The sequence below is a fragment of the Pyxidicoccus sp. M6 genome (assembly GCF_055568925.1).
In genome coordinates this window covers 11,760,924-11,777,697 of record NZ_CM145714.1, presented here as the reverse complement: position 1 = coordinate 11,777,697, position 16,774 = coordinate 11,760,924, and the positions used below count along the sequence as shown (strand labels likewise).

The following is a 16,774-nucleotide window of genomic DNA, read 5'->3' as shown; positions in this document are numbered from 1 at the left end:
CCACCCAAGGAGAGGGACATGCACCAGGGAGGTTTCCGCCGCGGGTTGTTGTTGCCGGGCGCGCTGGCCGCGGCCGCGCTGCTGGGCACCGCCTGCGAGCGCGACAAGCCGATACCGCAGCCGGGGAGCGCGTACGAGGGCGTCGCGAACCAGCAGCAGCCCACCGACAGCTTCCTCCCCGGCAATCCGCAGCCCCAGTCACGGCAGAGGGACGGCTGGGCGGACCCGGGCTCCAAGCAGCCGCCCGCCACGGGTGGCTCGGGCATCGGCAACGAGCAGCAGGGCGCCAACTCCACGCCCGACGAGTTCCGCCGTCCGCAGCAGGTTCCCGTGCAGGGAGAGCAGGACCAACCCGGGCCGCAGGACCGCTCCGGCGCGGAGGGCAGCCCCGGAGGCATCGGCGCGCCTGGCTTCACCTCGCCACAGGTTCCTCCCTCCTCCGACAAGGGCGGTACGTGGGAGCTCGAGGCGCAGCGCAGCCTCCGCCACAGCCATCTCTCGCAAGAGCCCGGCGCCGGGCCGGGCCCGAACTTCCCGCCGAAGGCCGACACGGAGGTACAGGCTCCGAAGAAATAGCGGAGGCCCGCGCCCTCAGCGGGACGCCAGCATCACCTCGGTGGGGTCCTTGCCGGCGAAGGCGCTGTCGAGTCCCTCGGCGAGGGCGCGGTGCTCCGTGCCGCCCAGCGTGGCGAGCCGCTCCTCCGCCGGGTGCGCGAAGCGCGCCGCCAGCGCGTCGAGCCGCCGATGCGCCTCGGTAATCCGCGAGCGCGGGACGCGGCCGGACTCCACTGCCTTCACCAGCGCCTCAATCGCGCGGCGCTGCACGTCCGCGCGGTGGCACACCAGGAACAGGTCCACGCCCGCGAGCGTGCCCTGCACCGTGGCCTCCTCCACGGAGTAGTGGTCCGCGATGGCCTTCATCTCCAAATCGTCGCTGACGAGCACCCCGTCGAAGCCCAGCTCCTCGCGCAGCACGCCCTGGAGCACGCGCGTGCTCATGGTGGCGGGCACGCCCGGGTCCAGCGCGTCGAAGAGGACATGCGCCGTCATCAGCGAAGCCAGCCCCGCCCTGGCGAAGGCGCGGAAGGGCACCAACTCCACCTGCCGCAGCCGCTCCAACCCATGAGGCAGCCGGGGCAGCGTCAGGTGGCTGTCCGTGGTGGTGTCGCCATGGCCGGGGAAGTGCTTCCCGCAGGACGCCACGCCACCGGCCTCCAGCCCGCGCGCGAGCGCTATGCCCAGCCGCGCCACCTCCTCCGCGTCCCGGCTGAAGCTGCGGTCGCCGATGACGGGGTTGGCCGGGTTGGTGTCCACGTCCAGCACCGGCGCGAAGTCCCAGTCGAAGCCCACCGCGCGCAGCTCGTGCGCGAGCAGCCGGCCCACGCGCTCCACCCGGGCCGCGTCGCCGTGCTGTCCCAGCTCGCGCATGGGTGGCAGCGTGGTGAAGGGCGCGCCGCGCAGCCGGGCCACGCGTCCGCCCTCCTGGTCCACCGACAGGATGAAGGGCCGGCCGGCGCGCGTCTTCAGCTCGCGGCACAGCGCGGCCGTCTCCTGCGCGGTGCCGACGTTGCGCTTGAAGAGGATGGCCCCGTAGATGCCGTCGTCCATCAGCTCGGCGAGGTCGCTGTCGATGCGGGTGCCGGGGAAGCCCACCATGAAGAGGCGGGCACAGTCGCGGTAGAGGGCGGAGGCAGTCACGGCGCGCAGTCTGGCAGAACGCGGGCGCGGGCTGGGCAACGGCGTGGCGCCACCGCGCCGGATGTCGGCTGCCTGTCAGGGCGCGGAGCGGTGGAGCACGGGCCGGGCTAGCGAGCGTCGGGGGGCCCGGCGAGCCGGCGCACCGTCTCCAGCAGCTGGGTGAGGGTGAAGGGCTTGGGCAGGAAGGCGGTGCAGCGCAGGTGCCGCCAGCGGCTCGGACTGCTCGCGCTCATCATCACCGTGGGCACGTCCCGCAGGGCGTCGTTGCGCTCCATGGCCTCCAGCACCGCGGGGCCATTCATCACCGGCATCATGTAGTCGAGCAGCACGAGGGCGGGTCGCTCCTCCGCCATGCGCTCCATGGCCTCGCGGCCGTTGAGCGCGACGGCCGTCCGGTAGCCCTCGTCGGAGAGCAGGTCCCGGATGGCCTCGACGATGCCGAACTCATCGTCGACGATGAGGATGGGCCCCATGCTACTTCCCCCGGCGGGCACGGAGGCGTGGTGCCTTCCCGCCGGTCCGGGCCAGGCCCGTCAGGAGCTGCTGGGCACCCTCGAACGTCCCGCCCACCTCCAGCCCCTTCGCGCCGATGGTCAGCTCCCGGAGGGCGGCGTCGTACCCGCTGTTGCGCACCTTCAGTGCGCAGATGAAGCGGCGCAGCTCGGAGCGCACCTCCACCTGGCGCAGGTAGAGGAGGTTCTCCGCCACCATGGAGATGCCCCGCATCGGCAGCTCCACCTGCGGGCCGAAGGCAATCGTCGTCTCCACCGAGTAGACGAGCGTCACCCCGCGCAGGCGGCACTCGTTGACCAGCGCCGCCAGGAAGCGGGCCGTGCGCGAGGGCCGCACGGCGGCCCTCTGGAGCGCGTCGTACCCGTCGAGGAAGAGCCGCTTCACCCCGCGCTCACGGATGGCCGAGAGCAGCTGCACCCCCAGCTTGTCGAGGATGTTCTCCGTGGGCGCCCGGTAGCTCACCTCCAGGTCCCCGCGCTCGATGAGGGGCTCCAGCTTCATGCCGACGCCGGCGGCCTGCACCCGCATCCGCTCGGGCGAGTCGTAGAAGGCGAAGTAGTGGCTCCGCTCGCCCAGGCGCGCTCCTTCCGCGAGGAAGCGCAGCCCCAGCAGCGTCTTCCCGCTGCCGGAAGGGCCGAGTAGCAGCGTCGACGAGCCGGCGGGGAGCCCGCCGGACAGCATCTTGTCCAGCCCCTTGATGCCGAAGGCGCTGCGCGCATTTCCGAGCTGGGGCGGAGGCGCATCCTCGTCCACCAGCGTCTCCAGCCGGGGGTAGAGGATGATGCCGTTGCGCGTGATTTCGAAGCTGTGCTTCCCGAGCAGGTAGTCGCTGCCGCGGAACTTGCGCACGACGAGCTCGCGGATGGTCCGGGCGCCGAAGAGCCGCTGATTCAGGAGGAGCAGGCCGTCCACCATGGTGTGCTCGGCGCGCAGGCCCTTGCCGCCACCGGTGGTGAGCACCAGCGTGGTGCAGGACACCAGGCTCGTCACCACCTGGAGGCCATGGATGAACTTCTTGAGTGCCTGGGGTGACGGCGCCGCCTCCTCCGCGGCCACGAGCCCGTCGAGCACGAGCAACGTGGCCTTCTGCGCCCGGATTTCCCTGCGGAGGAGCTCCGCCAGCGCCTCCAGCCCGCCCTGCTCCAGGACGGTGAAGGCGCTCAGGTACGTCACCGCGTCGGGCAGGCGCGAGGCGTCGAAGAAGGTGAGTGAGCGGAGGTTGGCGACCAGCTCCGTGTGGGACTCGGCCAGCAGCGTGACGTAGAGCACGCGCCCGCCGTTCGCCGCGTGATGGAAGCAGACCTGGTTGGCGAGGATGGTCTTCCCCGCGCCCGGCAGCCCCATCACCATATAGGTGCGGCCGGGCCGGAAGCCGCCGCGAAGGACGGTGTCGAGGCCGGGGATTCCCGTCCGGAGCCGCTCCTCGCCGCGTGGACTGCTGTCGGTCATCTCGCGTTCCCTTCGTCGGGCCAGCCCGCCCGGCTCCTGCAAAGGCGGCGAGACTAGCGCCCGCACGTGCGGGGGGACATGGAATCCCGCGGGCCGCCGGAGGTCAGCGTCCACCGGCGGCCATTTCCGCGCGAGCGCTCAGAAGGCGCGCTGCACCGTGCGCGTGGCGCCACCCGAGGGGCCGGCGCCGAGGGCGATGCGGTACCAGTTCACGCCATCCGTGGAGTAGCGGAAGGCGAACGTGTACTGCGCCCACGTCGTGTACGCGAGCGGCTCCGCGGCCAGATTCCACTGCCACCGGTAGTTGTTGCCCACGCGGCCCTGGTAGCTCAGCCACTTGTACTGGAGCGGGCCGCCATCCACGCTGAACTCCACCTGCGCCTGGACGAGCTCCGGCCGCGCGGTGGCTGCATCCGTCACGCCGGGAACGTACACGTCCGCGTCCACCCACTTGCACGCGCGCTGCATGACGTAGCTGTCGATGACGATGGGGTCCGCGAGCCCGTCGCGGTGCACGCAGTCGCGCGCGAAGCTGCCACCCCAGTCACCGGCCCACACCACCGCCGCGGGAGACTGCGCCTCCACGGGGAAGGCGTAGTTCGCGCCGTAGTTGCTGTCATAGCGGCTGGTGCACATGCGGCCGGAGGTGAAGAACCACGTCTCCACGCTGGTGGCGTCCGAGGGCACCGTGACGACGAAGGGCTTGCTCACGAAGGTGGTGCTGCCCGTGGCCTCCTTCACGCTGCCGGAGAAGAGCTGCCCGCCCGGCAGGAAGCGCACGTAGGCCAGCGTGTCCCACGCCTGCTGGCCGGCGTAGGTGCTGCTGTGGCAGTCCGTCATCCGGTACAGGTCGTAGTCCACGACGAGCTGCCCGCCGCGGACGATGGCGCCGCGCTGCTCGTGCGTCCAGCCGGTGAAGAAGCGCACCGTGGCGGTGGGCGTGGTGAGCGAGGCGGCTTGCGTCTCGGGAGCCGGCGTGGGCTCCGGTTGCGGTGCACCGCCACACGCCGCGAGCAGCGGCAGCACGAGCGCGAGGGTCTTCCAGGTGGACTTCATGCGGGGTTCCTCCGAAGTAGGGAGGGCCGCATTTACCAGGAGTGCCCGACGTGCGCCGAATACCCGGGTCGCTTCCGCCCCGTTTCGTGAGCTGTCCGAAGCTGGAAGCCGCACGTCGCCGTGACTCTTGAGTTGCGCGGTGCGCCTTTTATCCAGGTCCGCTTTCGTGAGGTGCTGCCACTCCCCCTCACGGAGGTCTCATGCATCTCTCATCCAGAAGAAGCCTGGCGCTCGCGGCATTCGCCGCGGTGCTGCTGGGCGCGAGCGGTGACGCGCTCGCCAACGCGGGCGTCGTCTTCGTTCACGGCACCGGTGACCAATCCACGAGCTCGGCGGTGGGGTACTGGACGCAGTCGTCCATCGACACCATGCGCAACGGCCGGCCCTATCTCGTCGTGGGCTATCCCGGCGCGAGCTGCGCGGGCTACAGCCAGTGTAGCTGGGGCTCCATCGTCGACCAGATTGTCCCGTGGGTGAATGCCAATGGCATCACCAGCTTCACCGTCATCACCCACTCCAACGGCTCCAGCCCCCTGCGGTACATGCTGGGCCACACCGGCGCGGTGAGCGCGAAGGGCTACGCCGTCAGCCAGGTGACGAGCAAGATTTCGCAGGTCATCTTCTCCGCGCCGGATTTGACGGGCACGCCGCTGGCGGACCAGGTGACGACGAGCGGCTCGTTCCTCAACATCGCCAACAGCATCGTCGAGTTCTTCGGAGGCGGCAGCTACAACAACCCGGCGGTGGTGCAGCAGCGCACGGACAACATGCGCGTGTACAACTCGAACGGGACGTTCGCCGGCACGCAGGGCGCGACGACGGTGGGCGGCAAGCCCATCTCCGTGGTGCGCGGCAACAAGGTGTACGCGAACCTGTTCTCCAGCGACGCGCACTGCGGCGGCTACCTGTATACGATTGGCCTCAAGGCCGCGGCGCTGCTCGGCTGGGGCAGCTTCAACGCGGGCACCGACGGCTTCATCGGCAATGACAGCTCGGGCTACTTCGGCAACATCATCATCGACGACAGCCGGCTGAACCATCACCAGTCGCGCCGCAGTTGCCACAACAGCGGCTATCTCGTTGGCCAGAAGGTGGCGTCCGCGCCCATTCCCGCGCCGGCCAACCAGACGTACACGCCGGAGACGAACGTGGCCGCCGCGGGGCAGGCCTGCAACAACTACTACTCGGGCTACGCGACGGACTTCATGACGAACCACACCGTGTGGAAGTACGGGTGCTCGTCGAGCCAGCTCAACAACGGCTACCCGGAGCCGGACTGCCTCATCGCCTACGGCTACGCGAGCAGCTACCGCATTCCCAGCACCGCGAGCTGGAACCCGTACCTCGACCCCTACTACTACCCGACGTGGAGCCAGGTGTGCCCCGACTCGTGGGCGGGTGACGGCATCTGCGACGCGTGCCTCGTGGCGAAGTACGGCTTCGACGCGACGACGGGCTCGTCGGGCTCGAATGACTGTGTGCAGGCGCCGCCGGGCGGCTCCAACTGGTGTGGCGCGCTGGCGTACGACTACTACTGGGGTCTGGACAACTATGTCGTCGTCCAGGCGCTTCACTGATGCGGAACCGGAGACTGCACATGAACTTCCCTCACTTCTTCATCCGGTCCGCTGGCGTCGCGCTGGCCGCCGCCATTCTCGGTTTCACGCAGGGGCCCGCCATGGCCGCCGACATGCAACGCACCGCGGGTGCCTCTCTCTCCGCCGGAGACGTGGCTCCCGGCAGGCTGTTCGCGCGTGACGCGAGCGAGGGCATCGGCCCCGGGCTCGTGTCGGTGTCCAACCCGTCGTCGCCGAAGCAGCCGCTGGCGGCGCCGCTCGCACCGGAGACGCGCCGCTCGAAGTCCACGGTGCTGCACGTGGCGCCGGGCTCGGCGGCCACGCAGCTCGCGCTGCCCATCGACACGCCGGACGACGCGTGGGTGATGCTGATTCCCAAGGGCAACAACCCGAAGGCCGGCGAGGAGGCCCTGCGCGAGGTGACGATGCTGGACGCGAAGGGCGTCCGCGCGGACGTGCGCGCGGCGCGGCAGGGCAACGCGCAGCTCGGCGTGGACCCCAAGCGCCTCGAGTCCGCGGGGATTGCGAAGCCCATCTCCATGCTGCGCCTCGACAAGGAGATGGGGCGTGGCCAGTACCAGGTGCAGGTGGGCCGCAAGGCAGCGGAGCTGGGTCTGGCGGTGGAGGTGCGTCAGCCGTCGTCGAGCATCGAGCTGTCGCTCACCTCGTCCGCGATGCAGCTCTTCCCCGGCGACGACGGCTACGTGACGGTGGCGCTCCAGTCCGCCGACAAGGTGGACCACGTGCGCTACGAGGCCGTGCTCTACACGCCGCGCTTCGAGAAGGACCGCGTGGTGCCGGTGGTGAAGGTGGGCGGCGAGCACCGGGCGATGGTGTCGCGGGCGATGAGCGAGAAGGACGAGCCGGGCGCATGGGTGCTGGAGGTGCGCGCGGTGGGCTCGGCGGGTGGGCAGGCCTTCGACCGGCTGGCGCAGACGTCCTTCGGCTTCGCGGTGCCGACGGCGCGCATCGACTCGGCAGGACGCGCGCGGCTGGTGCGTGACGCGGCCGGGAAGGTGGCCACGCTGGAGGTGGACGTGGTGCTGGAGAGCGCGGCGCTCGACAGGTACGAAGTCACCGGCACGCTGGTGGCCACGGACGCGAAGGGCGTGGAGCGTCCGGTGGCCGAGGCGCAGGTGACGGACCAGCTCGGCGCGGGGACGCACACCCTGACGCTGCGCTTCGAGGCGGGGCACGCGGGCCTGTCGAAGCTGGACGGCGTGTATGCGCTGCGCGGCCTGCAGCTCTACTCATTGGGGACGAACACGCTGTACCACCGGCTGAACCAGGGGGTCGGCGTACGCTTCCCCGCGGTGCGCGTGGCGGAGCTCGCGGAGGCGAAGGTGACGCCCGCCATCGAGCATCTGCTGCGCGAGGGTGAGTTCAACCTCGTGCCGTAGTCGAGTCGCCGGAAGCGGGGGCCCGGAGAAGGGGGCCCCCGTGTCTCCGTGCTTCTCATCAGCGGGGCCACGAAGGAGCGCCCGGCCCTGAAGCGGAACACCCGTGCCAGGCGGGACGTCAGCGCGTCCTCAGCGCTCGGCGATGTCCTCGGCCCGCAGGTACGGGGACGCGTCGACAATCGCCTGCGCCGTCGCGCCGTGGTTGGTGCCGAGGCCTTGATAGGTGCAGTCGCCGTCGGTGTGGACGCCCACCACGTAGCCCTGGTGGTTCAGCACGCCCGCGCCGGAGCTGCCGACGAGGGTGTCCAGGCTCGTGTAGTAGATGAGCTGGTTGCACGAAGCGGCGTAATTGCCCTCGGCGATGACCTTGGGCTTGCCCCGGGGATGCTGGATGATGGCCAGGCGCTCGGTGGTCTGGGACGTCAGCAGCACCGGAGCGACTGCCTCCGGGAGCTTGTCGAGCTGGATGAGCGCGTAGTCCGGCGCGTCCGATTGCTCGATGACGGTTCCCTCGGTGATGAGCGGGTCGCCGTCGGCGGAGTCCTCGAAGTTGAAGACCAGCAGCGACCGGTCTCCGAGCCCGACACAGTGGCCCGCGGTCAGCACCACCGGCCCCGCGCTCGCTTGAATCAGCGTACCGGTGCACCGCCCGTCAATCAGGACGACGGAGCCCTCCCGGTCCTGGACGATGTCGGCGAGCTCGCCCTGGTAGCTGTTGATGGGAGTGAATTCGAGCAGCACGCCGCACTGCGCCTGGCTGCTCACGTCCGGCTGCTGCGGAGGTTCCTCGCAGAGCCGAGGAGGCTCCACGGGCACCGCATCCTCTTCTTCTCCACAGGCCATGACGCCCAGGAGCAGTGCGGTGCCCGCGAGAAGCGGGCCCCACGGAGTCATGAATGAACCATGGGGCTTACGCATCATTTCTCAGTACAGGTAGTCCAGCGCGGTGATGTCGGAGCTGGTCCACTCGCCCGTCTCCGTCGAGCGGAAGCAGGAGTTCATGATGGAGCCGCCCACCGTCGCCGTGCTCGGCGTGCCGGGGATGAGGACGGCGCCCACGCCGGCGGTGCCCTCGTTGGAGGCGGAGCCGCCGCAGCTGATGGCGCGGTTGTAGTAGTCCGAGTGACGGAAGCCGATGGCGTGGCCGAGCTCGTGGGTGATGACGTGCTCGTTCACGTCAGCGCTGTAGCTCTGCAGGCCGGTGCCGATGTTGATGGTGCCGTAGGGCTTGCCGCCCGACGGGAAGCCCGCGGAGCCACCCGCGCCCGAGGAGGTCTGCGCGGTGATGTTCGCGGTGCAGCCCGTGGTGGGGCCACGCGCGAAGGTGATGCGCAGGCCACGCTGGTTGTAGTTCTGGATGGCCGCGTCCAGGCCCGCGCTGAGGCGGCTGTAGCTGGTGAACGTGGAGGTCGGGTTGACGCAGATCTTCGTCACGGTGGTGCCGACGAGGTTCGTCGTGCGGTACTGCTCCTGGGTCTGCTTGTCGTTCCCCAGAATCTCGCGGGACGCCTCGAGCGTCACGTGGGCGTCGCGGCCCGTGTACACGGCGCCGTCGACGATCATGATGTCGTCCTTCGGGAAGCCGGCCTCGACGAGGTTGGACACAATCTCATCGTTCTCGCTCTGGAGGTCCTGGGCGTCGTTACCGCAGCCGGACAGCAGCGCGCCACAACCCACCACCAGGACAGCAGCACCCTTGAACACGTTCTTGAGCATGGGGGGACTCCTCGGACACCTGACTGCGGGGGATGCGCCGTCCGCCTGGTTCCCACCAGCCGCGGCACGACGCGCCCGGACCCATCAGCAATTGACGGGCCAATCAGTCCCATAGACTAGAAAAACGAGATTAGGCTCATTAGCTGGAGTGCCCGCGCTCCAGGTTCCAGACCCGCGATTGTAAATGGAAATGACATCCGCGGGTGGAAGCCGGCGTCAGCGCTACGGATTCCCCTTAGGACTCCGGGGCGTTGCGGAACAGCACAGTGACGTCTGGTAATCGGTCACCCGCCCTGGGGTCTCGGACACCCGACCCAGGTTCCCCGCGACACGCTGGCAACGCCTCCGGGCGGAGTGCGTCAACGGCCCACGACGCACCGCAGTCGGATGAATTCATTCTCGGTGCATCGCGCCAGAAGTTGCCTGGAAAACAGCGATGCCCGGATAGGCGTGAATGAACCGGCGGTGTATCCAGTCGCATATGCAAATGCGCTACGCCAACCTCCCTGTCGCCGCGCTGCTGGGCGCGGCCCTGTCCTTCCTCCCCGGCTGCGAGAGCACGAAGTCGAGCAGCCGCTCCCCCTCCGACACCCAGGAGTCCGCCCCCATGCAGGCCGCTGACGCCTGGAAGCGCGCCCGCGTGGGCGACCGTGTCACCTATTCCTTTTCCGCAACTCGAGGACCCGAGCCACGCGGTGGCGGCCACGCGCTGACGCTCGGCGGCGAATTGACGCTGGAGGTGGTCGCCGTGCAGCAGCCCTGGGTCTGGGTGCGCGTGTCCTACACCGACGCGTCCGGCAGGCCCCTGGCCCAGCCGCGGCTGGCGCAGGACCTGCTGCTGCCCGTGCGCGCGGACACGACGCGCCCGCTCGACGTGCCCCACCCCGGCAAGGCCACCGCCGAGACGCCCTCCATCGCCGGCCGGACGTGGGAGGCCCTGCGCTACGTCAGCGACCAGCGTCCCGTGGACGGCCCCCTGCGCGAGAGCGTGTACGCCAACGCGCCGGGCCCGCTCTACCTCACCCACGGCCTGCTCGAGTCGACCACCGAGACGGCCGGCTTCCGCATTCCGGGCGGCTTCTCGCTGAAGCTGCGCGAGTTCCGCGAGGGCTCGGCGGAGGCCAGCGCTCCCGTGCCCGCGCTGGAGCGGCCCCTGGGCCCGGGTACGTACTATGACCGGTACGTGAACGTGGGCCCCGGGCCCGGCGTGCAGCGCGTGTGCTTCGCCGCCGAGGCCGGCTACCTCCTGCGCACCGAGGGGCCCGTCGAGGACGCGAAGGCCGCTCCCTGCTCCGACTTCTCCCAGACCGAGCCGGAGCCCCTGGAGGAGCGGTTGATGAACCTGCCCTGGGAGGTGCTGTCCTCGGGGGACTGGCCTCCGGCCGCCGCCGCGTCCGGCACCCGGGGCACCTTCACCGCGGAGGGCCGCACCGTTCCCACGCTCACCGAGCAGAGCACGGAGAACGTCGAGGGCACCGAGCGCGTCTTCACGCAGACCTACGCGGCCGACCCGTGGGCCCCGGGGCTCGCGGGCCTGGCCTACGAGGCGCGCTTCGAGCCGTTCGCCAGCGGCACCGAGCGCGTCGTCGCTGGCGGCAAGCGCGAGTCCGAGGGCGGCACGAAGATTGTGCGCTGGGGCTCGTGGCTCGCGGGCCAGAAGTGACGCGGGCTTCCTGAAGCGTCGGACATGAAGGACCCGGGAGAGGAGTTCCTCTTCCCGGGTCTTCGTCTTTCTGGATGCAACCCTGGCGCACGTAGGGTCCCGTGCAGCCGTGTGGCAACAGCATCATGAGCATCAAGTGAAGGAAGTATGTATTTCTAAATACAGACGCGACATGTCCGTCATCACCCCCATGACCGACATCCTGCGCACCACACTCCTGATACCCGCACTGGCCGCCACGTTCGCGACCTCGGCGTGGGCCGAGTCCGAGCCCGCCACCTCGCCCATCCCGGTGATTGTCGCCGATGAGGGGAAGGTCTCCCTCGTCGACCCGGATGGCACACGCACCCTCGCGGACTGCCGTGTCCTCGATGAGACCCGCTTCGTCGCGGGCCCGAAGCGGGGCCAGGTCGAGCACGAATGGAAGAAGTGCTACCTCAGCTTCCTGACCGTGCACCCGCCGACCGGACGCTGGGCGGTGTCGGCGTCAATCATGTCTGGCCATGTCCGCCTGGCCGTGGATGGCCGCGAGTACGCCCCGCCCACCGACAAGGCCGGACGCCTGACGAAGGGCGACTTCATCATCATGGGCGACCGCAATGGAGTCCTGTCGGTCTCCCCTGGCCGCCCCGAGGCGTGGTTCAGCGACGGGACCTTCTACTCCCAGGGCCCCGAGGCCTTCACTCCGGACGGCTCACGTGTGCTCGTCGGTCATGCCAGGAGTTCCGAGTGCCAGTGGTGGAGCTGGAGCTTTGCCCCTCGTCCCGTCGGTGTTCGCGTGCTCCCGCCCGGCGTGACGGACAGTTGCTATGCGCCGGCGGCGGGCGAGCTCCGCAACGTTCTGAGGACCTCGCGTGACGTCCGCGTCGCCACCCTCGACCCGACCGGCACGAAGCCGTGGAAGATGGGCCCGCCCCTGCGCCAGCAGCGCCGCAAGATGACGGCCGCCACGCTGCTGGGGGACACGCTGGTCTTCTTCCGCGAAGGCGAGGACCGTCCCGAGAACAACGGTTGTGAAATGAAGCCCGGCTCGTACCGGCGCTTCGACCTGAGCACCGGCCAGGAGCGCACCTTCCACACCTTCGAGGACTGGTGCGTCTCGAGTGACTTCCTCCTTGGGAACGTGCGCAGGCGGACCGTGTACTTCTACGGGGCGCGCCCCGACCCCGTCGACGGCGGCGAGCGCCTGTTCGAGTACGACCTCGAGCGCGATGCGTCTCGCGAGATTGACATCGAGTCGCTACGCAAGGTGCATGACATCAGCGCGGATGGGCGGACGCTCCTCCTTTCCACGTATCCCCGCGGGCTCGTGCTGTACGACGTCGACTCGGCGAGCATCGTCGAGGTCGGAGGCATCCATACGAAGGATGCCTGGGCCTATCTGCTCGCCCCGCGCTGACTCGCCTGGACAACGGGTCCGCCACTTTGGACGACTGAGCCTCGGAACAAGTCCGGTGGGCTGCATGGTATAGGGGCCTCGCCCAGCAGGACGTGCGCCCAGGGAGTCGAACCACGAATGTCGGAGCGGCAGATTGAGATGTTCTGGCGTTGCTCGAGTTGCAATCACCGCAACCTCGGCCGCTACATGGTGTGCCAGCACTGCAAGAACGCCAAGGATGGCAGTGAGCAGTACGAGATGCCGGAGGACACGGCCTCCGCGGTGACGGTGACGGATGAGGCGCTCCTGAGAATGGCCACCGCCGGCCCCAACTGGCGGTGCGCATATTGTGACAGCGACCAACGCGCATTGGACGGCGGCTGCAAGAACTGCGGTGCCTCGGCGCCGCAGGGAACAGACACGCCCACGCCCCCAGCGTCGAACGCGCAGCAGAATGCGAGCCCGTCGTCCCGGCGCGGGTGCACTTACGTGCTCCTGATCGTGGCGTTCTTCGGGTGTTGCTGTCCCCTGGCGATGAATTCGCAGAAGTCGAAGCCGGAGCCTGCACAGACGACACCCGCGCAGGTGCGGGCCGGGCCGGAGTGGACGAGGACCCTCCAGGTCAAGGAAGTCACCTGGGAGCACACGGTCACCGTGGAGCGCTACCAGTTGGTCGAGGACGAGGGCTTCGCTGAGGATCGCCCCGAAGACGCCATCCAGGTGAAAGCCCTGGGCTCGCGCCACCACCACGACGACCAGGTGCTCGATGGCTACGAGACTGTCTACTACACGGAGCGGAAGCAGGCCGGGTACACCACCGAGACCTACCGAGACAAAGAAGCCTGCGGCGAGGACTGCACCACCACGCGCCGAGACTGCAAAGAGAGCTGCACGAGCAACAAGAACGGCTTCGCCACGTGCAAGACCACGTGTACCGGGGGAGAGCAGCGCTGCACCACCCGCTATTGCTCCGTGACCAAGACGCGGAAGGAGCCGCGCTACGTCGACGAGCGACGCTCCCGGAAGGAGCCCCGCTATCGGAGCGTGCCGCGCGATGCGCCCTGGTACTCCTGGAAGGAGTGGAGCTGGGCCCATGACCGGAGTGTGAAGGCGACCGGCAACACCCTCGAGATACGCTGGCCGACGGACGCCGAGCTGCGTCCCGCCAAGGCGCTGCGAAAGGGCGAGAAGGAGCGGAACGCACGCGGCGCGACATACAGCGTGGTCTTCCAGGGCGACGGCCATCCGCCTGTCGCGTACTCACCGGCAACGGTGGAGGAGTTCCAGCGCTTCGCCATCGGCAGCACGCACACCCTCCAACAGGAGGACGGCAAGGTCTCGGTCATCGTCCCGGAACAGCCGACGCCCGTTCCCGTGAAATGAACCTCACGTGAGCCACCTGGAGTCTGCTGGGCAGCCGTGTTCGACGTGGAGCGCATCCTCTCAGTGCCGGCTCGCCCCGATGCGGGAGAGCACGGCGGCAACCACCCGGTCACAGCGCGGGGCCTGGAAGGTGAACGCCTCCTCGAAGTGGCCGTCGAGCCGTGACTCCATCCCCTGGCGGACGAGCGCCTTGGCGCGGTGCAGCCGCGTCTTCACCACCTCCTCGCTGACCGATAGCGCCTCGGCGGACTCCGCCGTGGACAGCTTCTCGACTTCACGGAGCATGAAGACGGTGCGGTAGATGTCTGGCAGCTCGTCGAGCGTCAGCTCCAGGAGCCGCGCCAGCTCCCGGCCGAAGGCGCGCCGCTCCGGGTCGGGCTCGTTGCGCTCCAGAAGCTTCATGTCTTCCTCCGGAGTGCCATGGGCTCCACCGTTGAGGGCGACCAGCCGGCTGCGGTGCCTCAGGCGCTGGAGTGCCTCGTTCACCGCGATGCGGATGAGCCATGTCGAGAACCGCGAGCTTCCTTCGAACTGCGACAGGTGGGTGAACGCCTGGACGTACGCCTGCTGCATCACGTCCTCGACCTCGGCCTCGTCCTGGAGGAGGGAGCGCACCGCGCGGTACACGCGCTGGTTGTGCCGGCGCATCAGCACCTCGAACAGTGCCGTCTCTCCCTCGCGCACGCGCAGGGCGATTTCCTCGTCGGAGGGCGGACTTGCGCCTGGCGCTTCGTCTGGAAGGTTCCTCGGATTCATACCCATTGGATGCCTTGGCCGGTGAAAGGGTGACAGCCTTTCGCGCTGTCACCTCGGGCGCCCCTCGCGACTCTGATGGGCAGAACCCGCAGCGTTGCTGCCAATCCCTGGAGGTCTCAATGGATAGCCGACTGAATCAGTCGTGGTGGGCCCTGAAGCTTGCATTCGGCCTGGTGCCGATTGTCGCGGGGCTCGACAAGTTCTTCAATCTGCTGACGGACTGGACGCAGTACCTGAGCCCTTGGCTTGCCCGGCTCGTTCCCGCCTCGACGTTCATGCACGCGGTGGGTGTCATCGAAATCGTGGCGGGGGTTCTCGTCCTCTCGAAGCTGACGCGCCTCGGCGCGTACGTCGTCGCCGCCTGGCTGGTGGGCATTGCGCTGAGCCTGCTCACCACGGGGCACTTCCTCGACGTCGCGGTGCGAGACCTGGTGATGGCCGTGGGCGCCTTCACGCTCGCCCGCCTGTCCGAGGTGCGGGCAGCCGCACCCCAGGCCGAGGCCCGCCCGTCCGGGGCTCTACGTCCCGCGCACGGGCACGCGAGCTGACGGGGGGCGGTCGGCGGGCCGGGCGCTCAGGAGATCTGCACCCCTGGCGCCATCGACATCCGGAACCACAGGTGGAGCGTGGTGTGCCCGTTGGCGGGCAGCTCCACCTTCCACGTGACGAAGCCATTCTCGTCGAGCACAGGCCCGCCGGTGGTCTTCTTCGTGTCCAGCTCCACCTTCACGTGCTCGATTTCCGCCACGGGGATGCGCTCGGTGACGGTGACGGTGCGCGCCTCGCCGGCCAGGTTGGACAGGTAGATGAGCCGGTGCAGGGTCTGCTCCGTCCACTTGCTCACCGAGTCCACCTCCTCGCGGTGCTTCTTGTCCTCGCGCTGGATGCGGATGGCGTCGTCCGGGCCGAAGCTCAGCTCGAACTTCTCCTGGGGCGCCACGAACAGCGTCTGCGTCCAGCCCACGAAGCCGTTGTCGCGCAGCAACTCCACCGGACCCGCCAGCACCGGGCTGGGAGAGGTGTTGCGCGCGACGGCTCGTAGGAATGCCTTGGCCTCCAGCTCCGGGAAGGCCACCAGCTCCGAGCGCGCCGCGTCCTCGAAGGTGAAGAGCGGCACCACGTTGGGCCGCCCATCCGAGGGGACGGTGCTCTTCCCGGGCGCCTTCAGATTTCGCGTCTCGCCGCCGTCGTCCACGCCCGGCAGGTCCACGGTGGACGGAGCGCCGCCCTTCGCGGGAGCGCTGCCCAGGCCGGGCTTGTGCACCGCCACCTGGCGCGCCTGCACCAGCACCTGCTCGTTCTTCTTCTTCACGGTGAGCAGGTCATCGCCCAACAGCGGCGGCTCGATGCCCAGCGACGAGCGCGCGGTGGAGAACTGGAGGTCCACGTCCCTCCAGTCCTCGCCAGTGGCCTGCCACACCGCCGCGGACGAGGTGAAGCGCACCTGTCCGCCCTCCACCAGCCGCGCCGTGTGCAGCGGCCGCCACATGGCATTGGGCACCACGTAGTCGATGCGGACCTCCACCTCGCCGTCGGCGCTGGCGAGCAGGTCCGCCTCCAGCCACGCCACCACCTGATGGTCCACGCGGTCCAGGGCCTGCCGCTGCCGCGCCACCGCGGTCGCCTCTTCCGACAGTTGCTCCATCTTGAAGCTGGCCTGGAGCGCCTCCTCGCGGAGCTGGCGGGCCCGGCGGAACATCGCGTCGAAGGTGTCCTGCCACTGGGCCGCGGTGCCCATGCCCCAGCCGGCGTCCTCGGGGATTTCGCCCGCGCCCAGCTCCAGCATGTTGCCCACGCGCTCGAAGCGGAGCCTGTTGCGCTGCTGGTCCTCGAACAACTGTCCATACTCGCGCTGGAGGGTGCGCAGCCGCTCCTCCAGGACGCGAGCCGCCTCCGGCTTGTCCGCGGTGCGGATGCGCACGGCCCGGCGGATGCGGGCGTCCGCCACCCGCGCGGGACCGGAGAGCACCTCGGCGCGCAGGGACACGTCCTGCAGCACCGGCGCGATTCCCGGGAGCACGATGCGATTCTGTCCGGCGCGCACGCGCACGGTGCCCTGGCGCATCACCTGGGCGCGGTCCTCCAGCAGCGTCACGCCGCGCACCGGTGCGTCCAGCGCCGTGGCTCCGGTGGGCAGCGGGGGTTCCTGGCGCTCCACGCCCTGCTTCTGAATCTCCGTGCTCAT

The 16,774-nt window shown here is 69.3% G+C and carries 15 protein-coding genes; 7 read left to right on the top strand and 8 right to left on the bottom strand.

The window, feature by feature from the left end:
- Positions 1 to 18: 18 nt before the first annotated feature.
- Positions 19 to 576 carry a hypothetical protein gene (locus tag ACVTJA_RS46335; RefSeq protein ID WP_465830493.1) on the top strand — a complete coding sequence of 186 codons (558 nt, stop codon included), beginning with the start codon at positions 19 to 21 and terminating at the stop codon, positions 574 to 576.
- A 15-nt stretch (positions 577 to 591) separates the two neighbouring features.
- On the opposite strand, the gene nagZ is transcribed toward ACVTJA_RS46335, so the two are convergent.
- The 4 genes from nagZ to ACVTJA_RS46315 form a co-directional block, all read right to left on the bottom strand.
- On the bottom strand, positions 592 to 1,656 hold the full coding sequence (gene nagZ, locus ACVTJA_RS46330) for a beta-N-acetylhexosaminidase (protein WP_465840679.1): 1,065 nt from the start codon (positions 1,654 to 1,656) through the stop codon (positions 592 to 594).
- Between the two features lie 149 nt (positions 1,657 to 1,805).
- Complete coding sequence (locus ACVTJA_RS46325) at positions 1,806 to 2,171, bottom strand: response regulator (RefSeq protein WP_465830492.1); 366 nt, start codon at positions 2,169 to 2,171, stop codon at positions 1,806 to 1,808.
- Between the two features lies 1 nt (position 2,172).
- Positions 2,173 to 3,660 (bottom strand): ATPase domain-containing protein, encoded by a 1,488-nt coding sequence (locus ACVTJA_RS46320; RefSeq protein ID WP_465830490.1) that lies wholly within the window; start codon positions 3,658 to 3,660, stop codon positions 2,173 to 2,175.
- Between the two features lie 138 nt (positions 3,661 to 3,798).
- Positions 3,799 to 4,716, bottom strand: coding sequence for a DUF6209 family protein (locus ACVTJA_RS46315; protein WP_465830488.1), 918 nt, complete (start codon positions 4,714 to 4,716; stop codon positions 3,799 to 3,801).
- A gap of 200 nt (positions 4,717 to 4,916) precedes the next feature.
- Here ACVTJA_RS46315 and ACVTJA_RS46310 point away from each other — a divergent pair, with 200 nt between their 5' ends.
- The gene (locus ACVTJA_RS46310; RefSeq protein ID WP_465830486.1) at positions 4,917 to 6,293 is read left to right on the top strand and encodes a hypothetical protein; all 1,377 of its coding nucleotides are present in this window, start codon (positions 4,917 to 4,919) and stop codon (positions 6,291 to 6,293) included.
- Between the two features lie 20 nt (positions 6,294 to 6,313).
- Entirely contained in the window at positions 6,314 to 7,693 is a 1,380-nt protein-coding gene (locus tag ACVTJA_RS46305; RefSeq protein WP_465830484.1) for a DUF4785 family immunoglobulin-like domain-containing protein, read from the top strand.
- A gap of 129 nt (positions 7,694 to 7,822) precedes the next feature.
- On the opposite strand, the gene ACVTJA_RS46300 is transcribed toward ACVTJA_RS46305, so the two are convergent.
- Both ACVTJA_RS46300 and ACVTJA_RS46295 read right to left on the bottom strand, forming a co-directional pair.
- Entirely contained in the window at positions 7,823 to 8,587 is a 765-nt protein-coding gene (locus ACVTJA_RS46300; RefSeq protein ID WP_465830482.1) for a trypsin-like serine peptidase, read from the bottom strand.
- Positions 8,588 to 8,617: 30 nt separating this feature from the next.
- A complete protein-coding gene (locus ACVTJA_RS46295; RefSeq protein ID WP_465840677.1) occupies positions 8,618 to 9,397 on the bottom strand; it encodes a zinc-dependent metalloprotease in 780 nt (259 codons plus the stop codon).
- Between the two features lie 493 nt (positions 9,398 to 9,890).
- Here ACVTJA_RS46295 and ACVTJA_RS46290 point away from each other — a divergent pair, with 493 nt between their 5' ends.
- The 3 genes from ACVTJA_RS46290 to ACVTJA_RS46280 all read left to right on the top strand — a co-directional run bounded on the left by ACVTJA_RS46290 (position 9,891) and on the right by ACVTJA_RS46280 (position 13,833).
- The gene (locus ACVTJA_RS46290) at positions 9,891 to 11,072 is read left to right on the top strand and encodes a DUF6068 family protein (protein WP_465830480.1); all 1,182 of its coding nucleotides are present in this window, start codon (positions 9,891 to 9,893) and stop codon (positions 11,070 to 11,072) included.
- Positions 11,073 to 11,244: 172 nt separating this feature from the next.
- A complete protein-coding gene (locus tag ACVTJA_RS46285) occupies positions 11,245 to 12,471 on the top strand; it encodes a hypothetical protein (RefSeq protein WP_465830478.1) in 1,227 nt (408 codons plus the stop codon).
- A gap of 117 nt (positions 12,472 to 12,588) precedes the next feature.
- Complete coding sequence (locus tag ACVTJA_RS46280; protein ID WP_465830477.1) at positions 12,589 to 13,833, top strand: hypothetical protein; 1,245 nt, start codon at positions 12,589 to 12,591, stop codon at positions 13,831 to 13,833.
- A gap of 60 nt (positions 13,834 to 13,893) precedes the next feature.
- Here the strand turns inward: ACVTJA_RS46280 and ACVTJA_RS46275 are convergent, their stop codons facing one another.
- The gene (locus tag ACVTJA_RS46275) at positions 13,894 to 14,589 is read right to left on the bottom strand and encodes an RNA polymerase sigma factor (protein ID WP_465830475.1); all 696 of its coding nucleotides are present in this window, start codon (positions 14,587 to 14,589) and stop codon (positions 13,894 to 13,896) included.
- Positions 14,590 to 14,708: 119 nt separating this feature from the next.
- Between ACVTJA_RS46275 and ACVTJA_RS46270 the strand changes: the two genes are divergently transcribed.
- A complete protein-coding gene (locus ACVTJA_RS46270; protein ID WP_465830473.1) occupies positions 14,709 to 15,137 on the top strand; it encodes a DoxX family protein in 429 nt (142 codons plus the stop codon).
- Between the two features lie 26 nt (positions 15,138 to 15,163).
- Here ACVTJA_RS46270 and ACVTJA_RS46265 read toward each other — a convergent pair whose 3' ends face one another.
- The gene (locus ACVTJA_RS46265; RefSeq protein ID WP_465830471.1) at positions 15,164 to 16,774 is read right to left on the bottom strand and encodes a mucoidy inhibitor MuiA family protein; all 1,611 of its coding nucleotides are present in this window, start codon (positions 16,772 to 16,774) and stop codon (positions 15,164 to 15,166) included.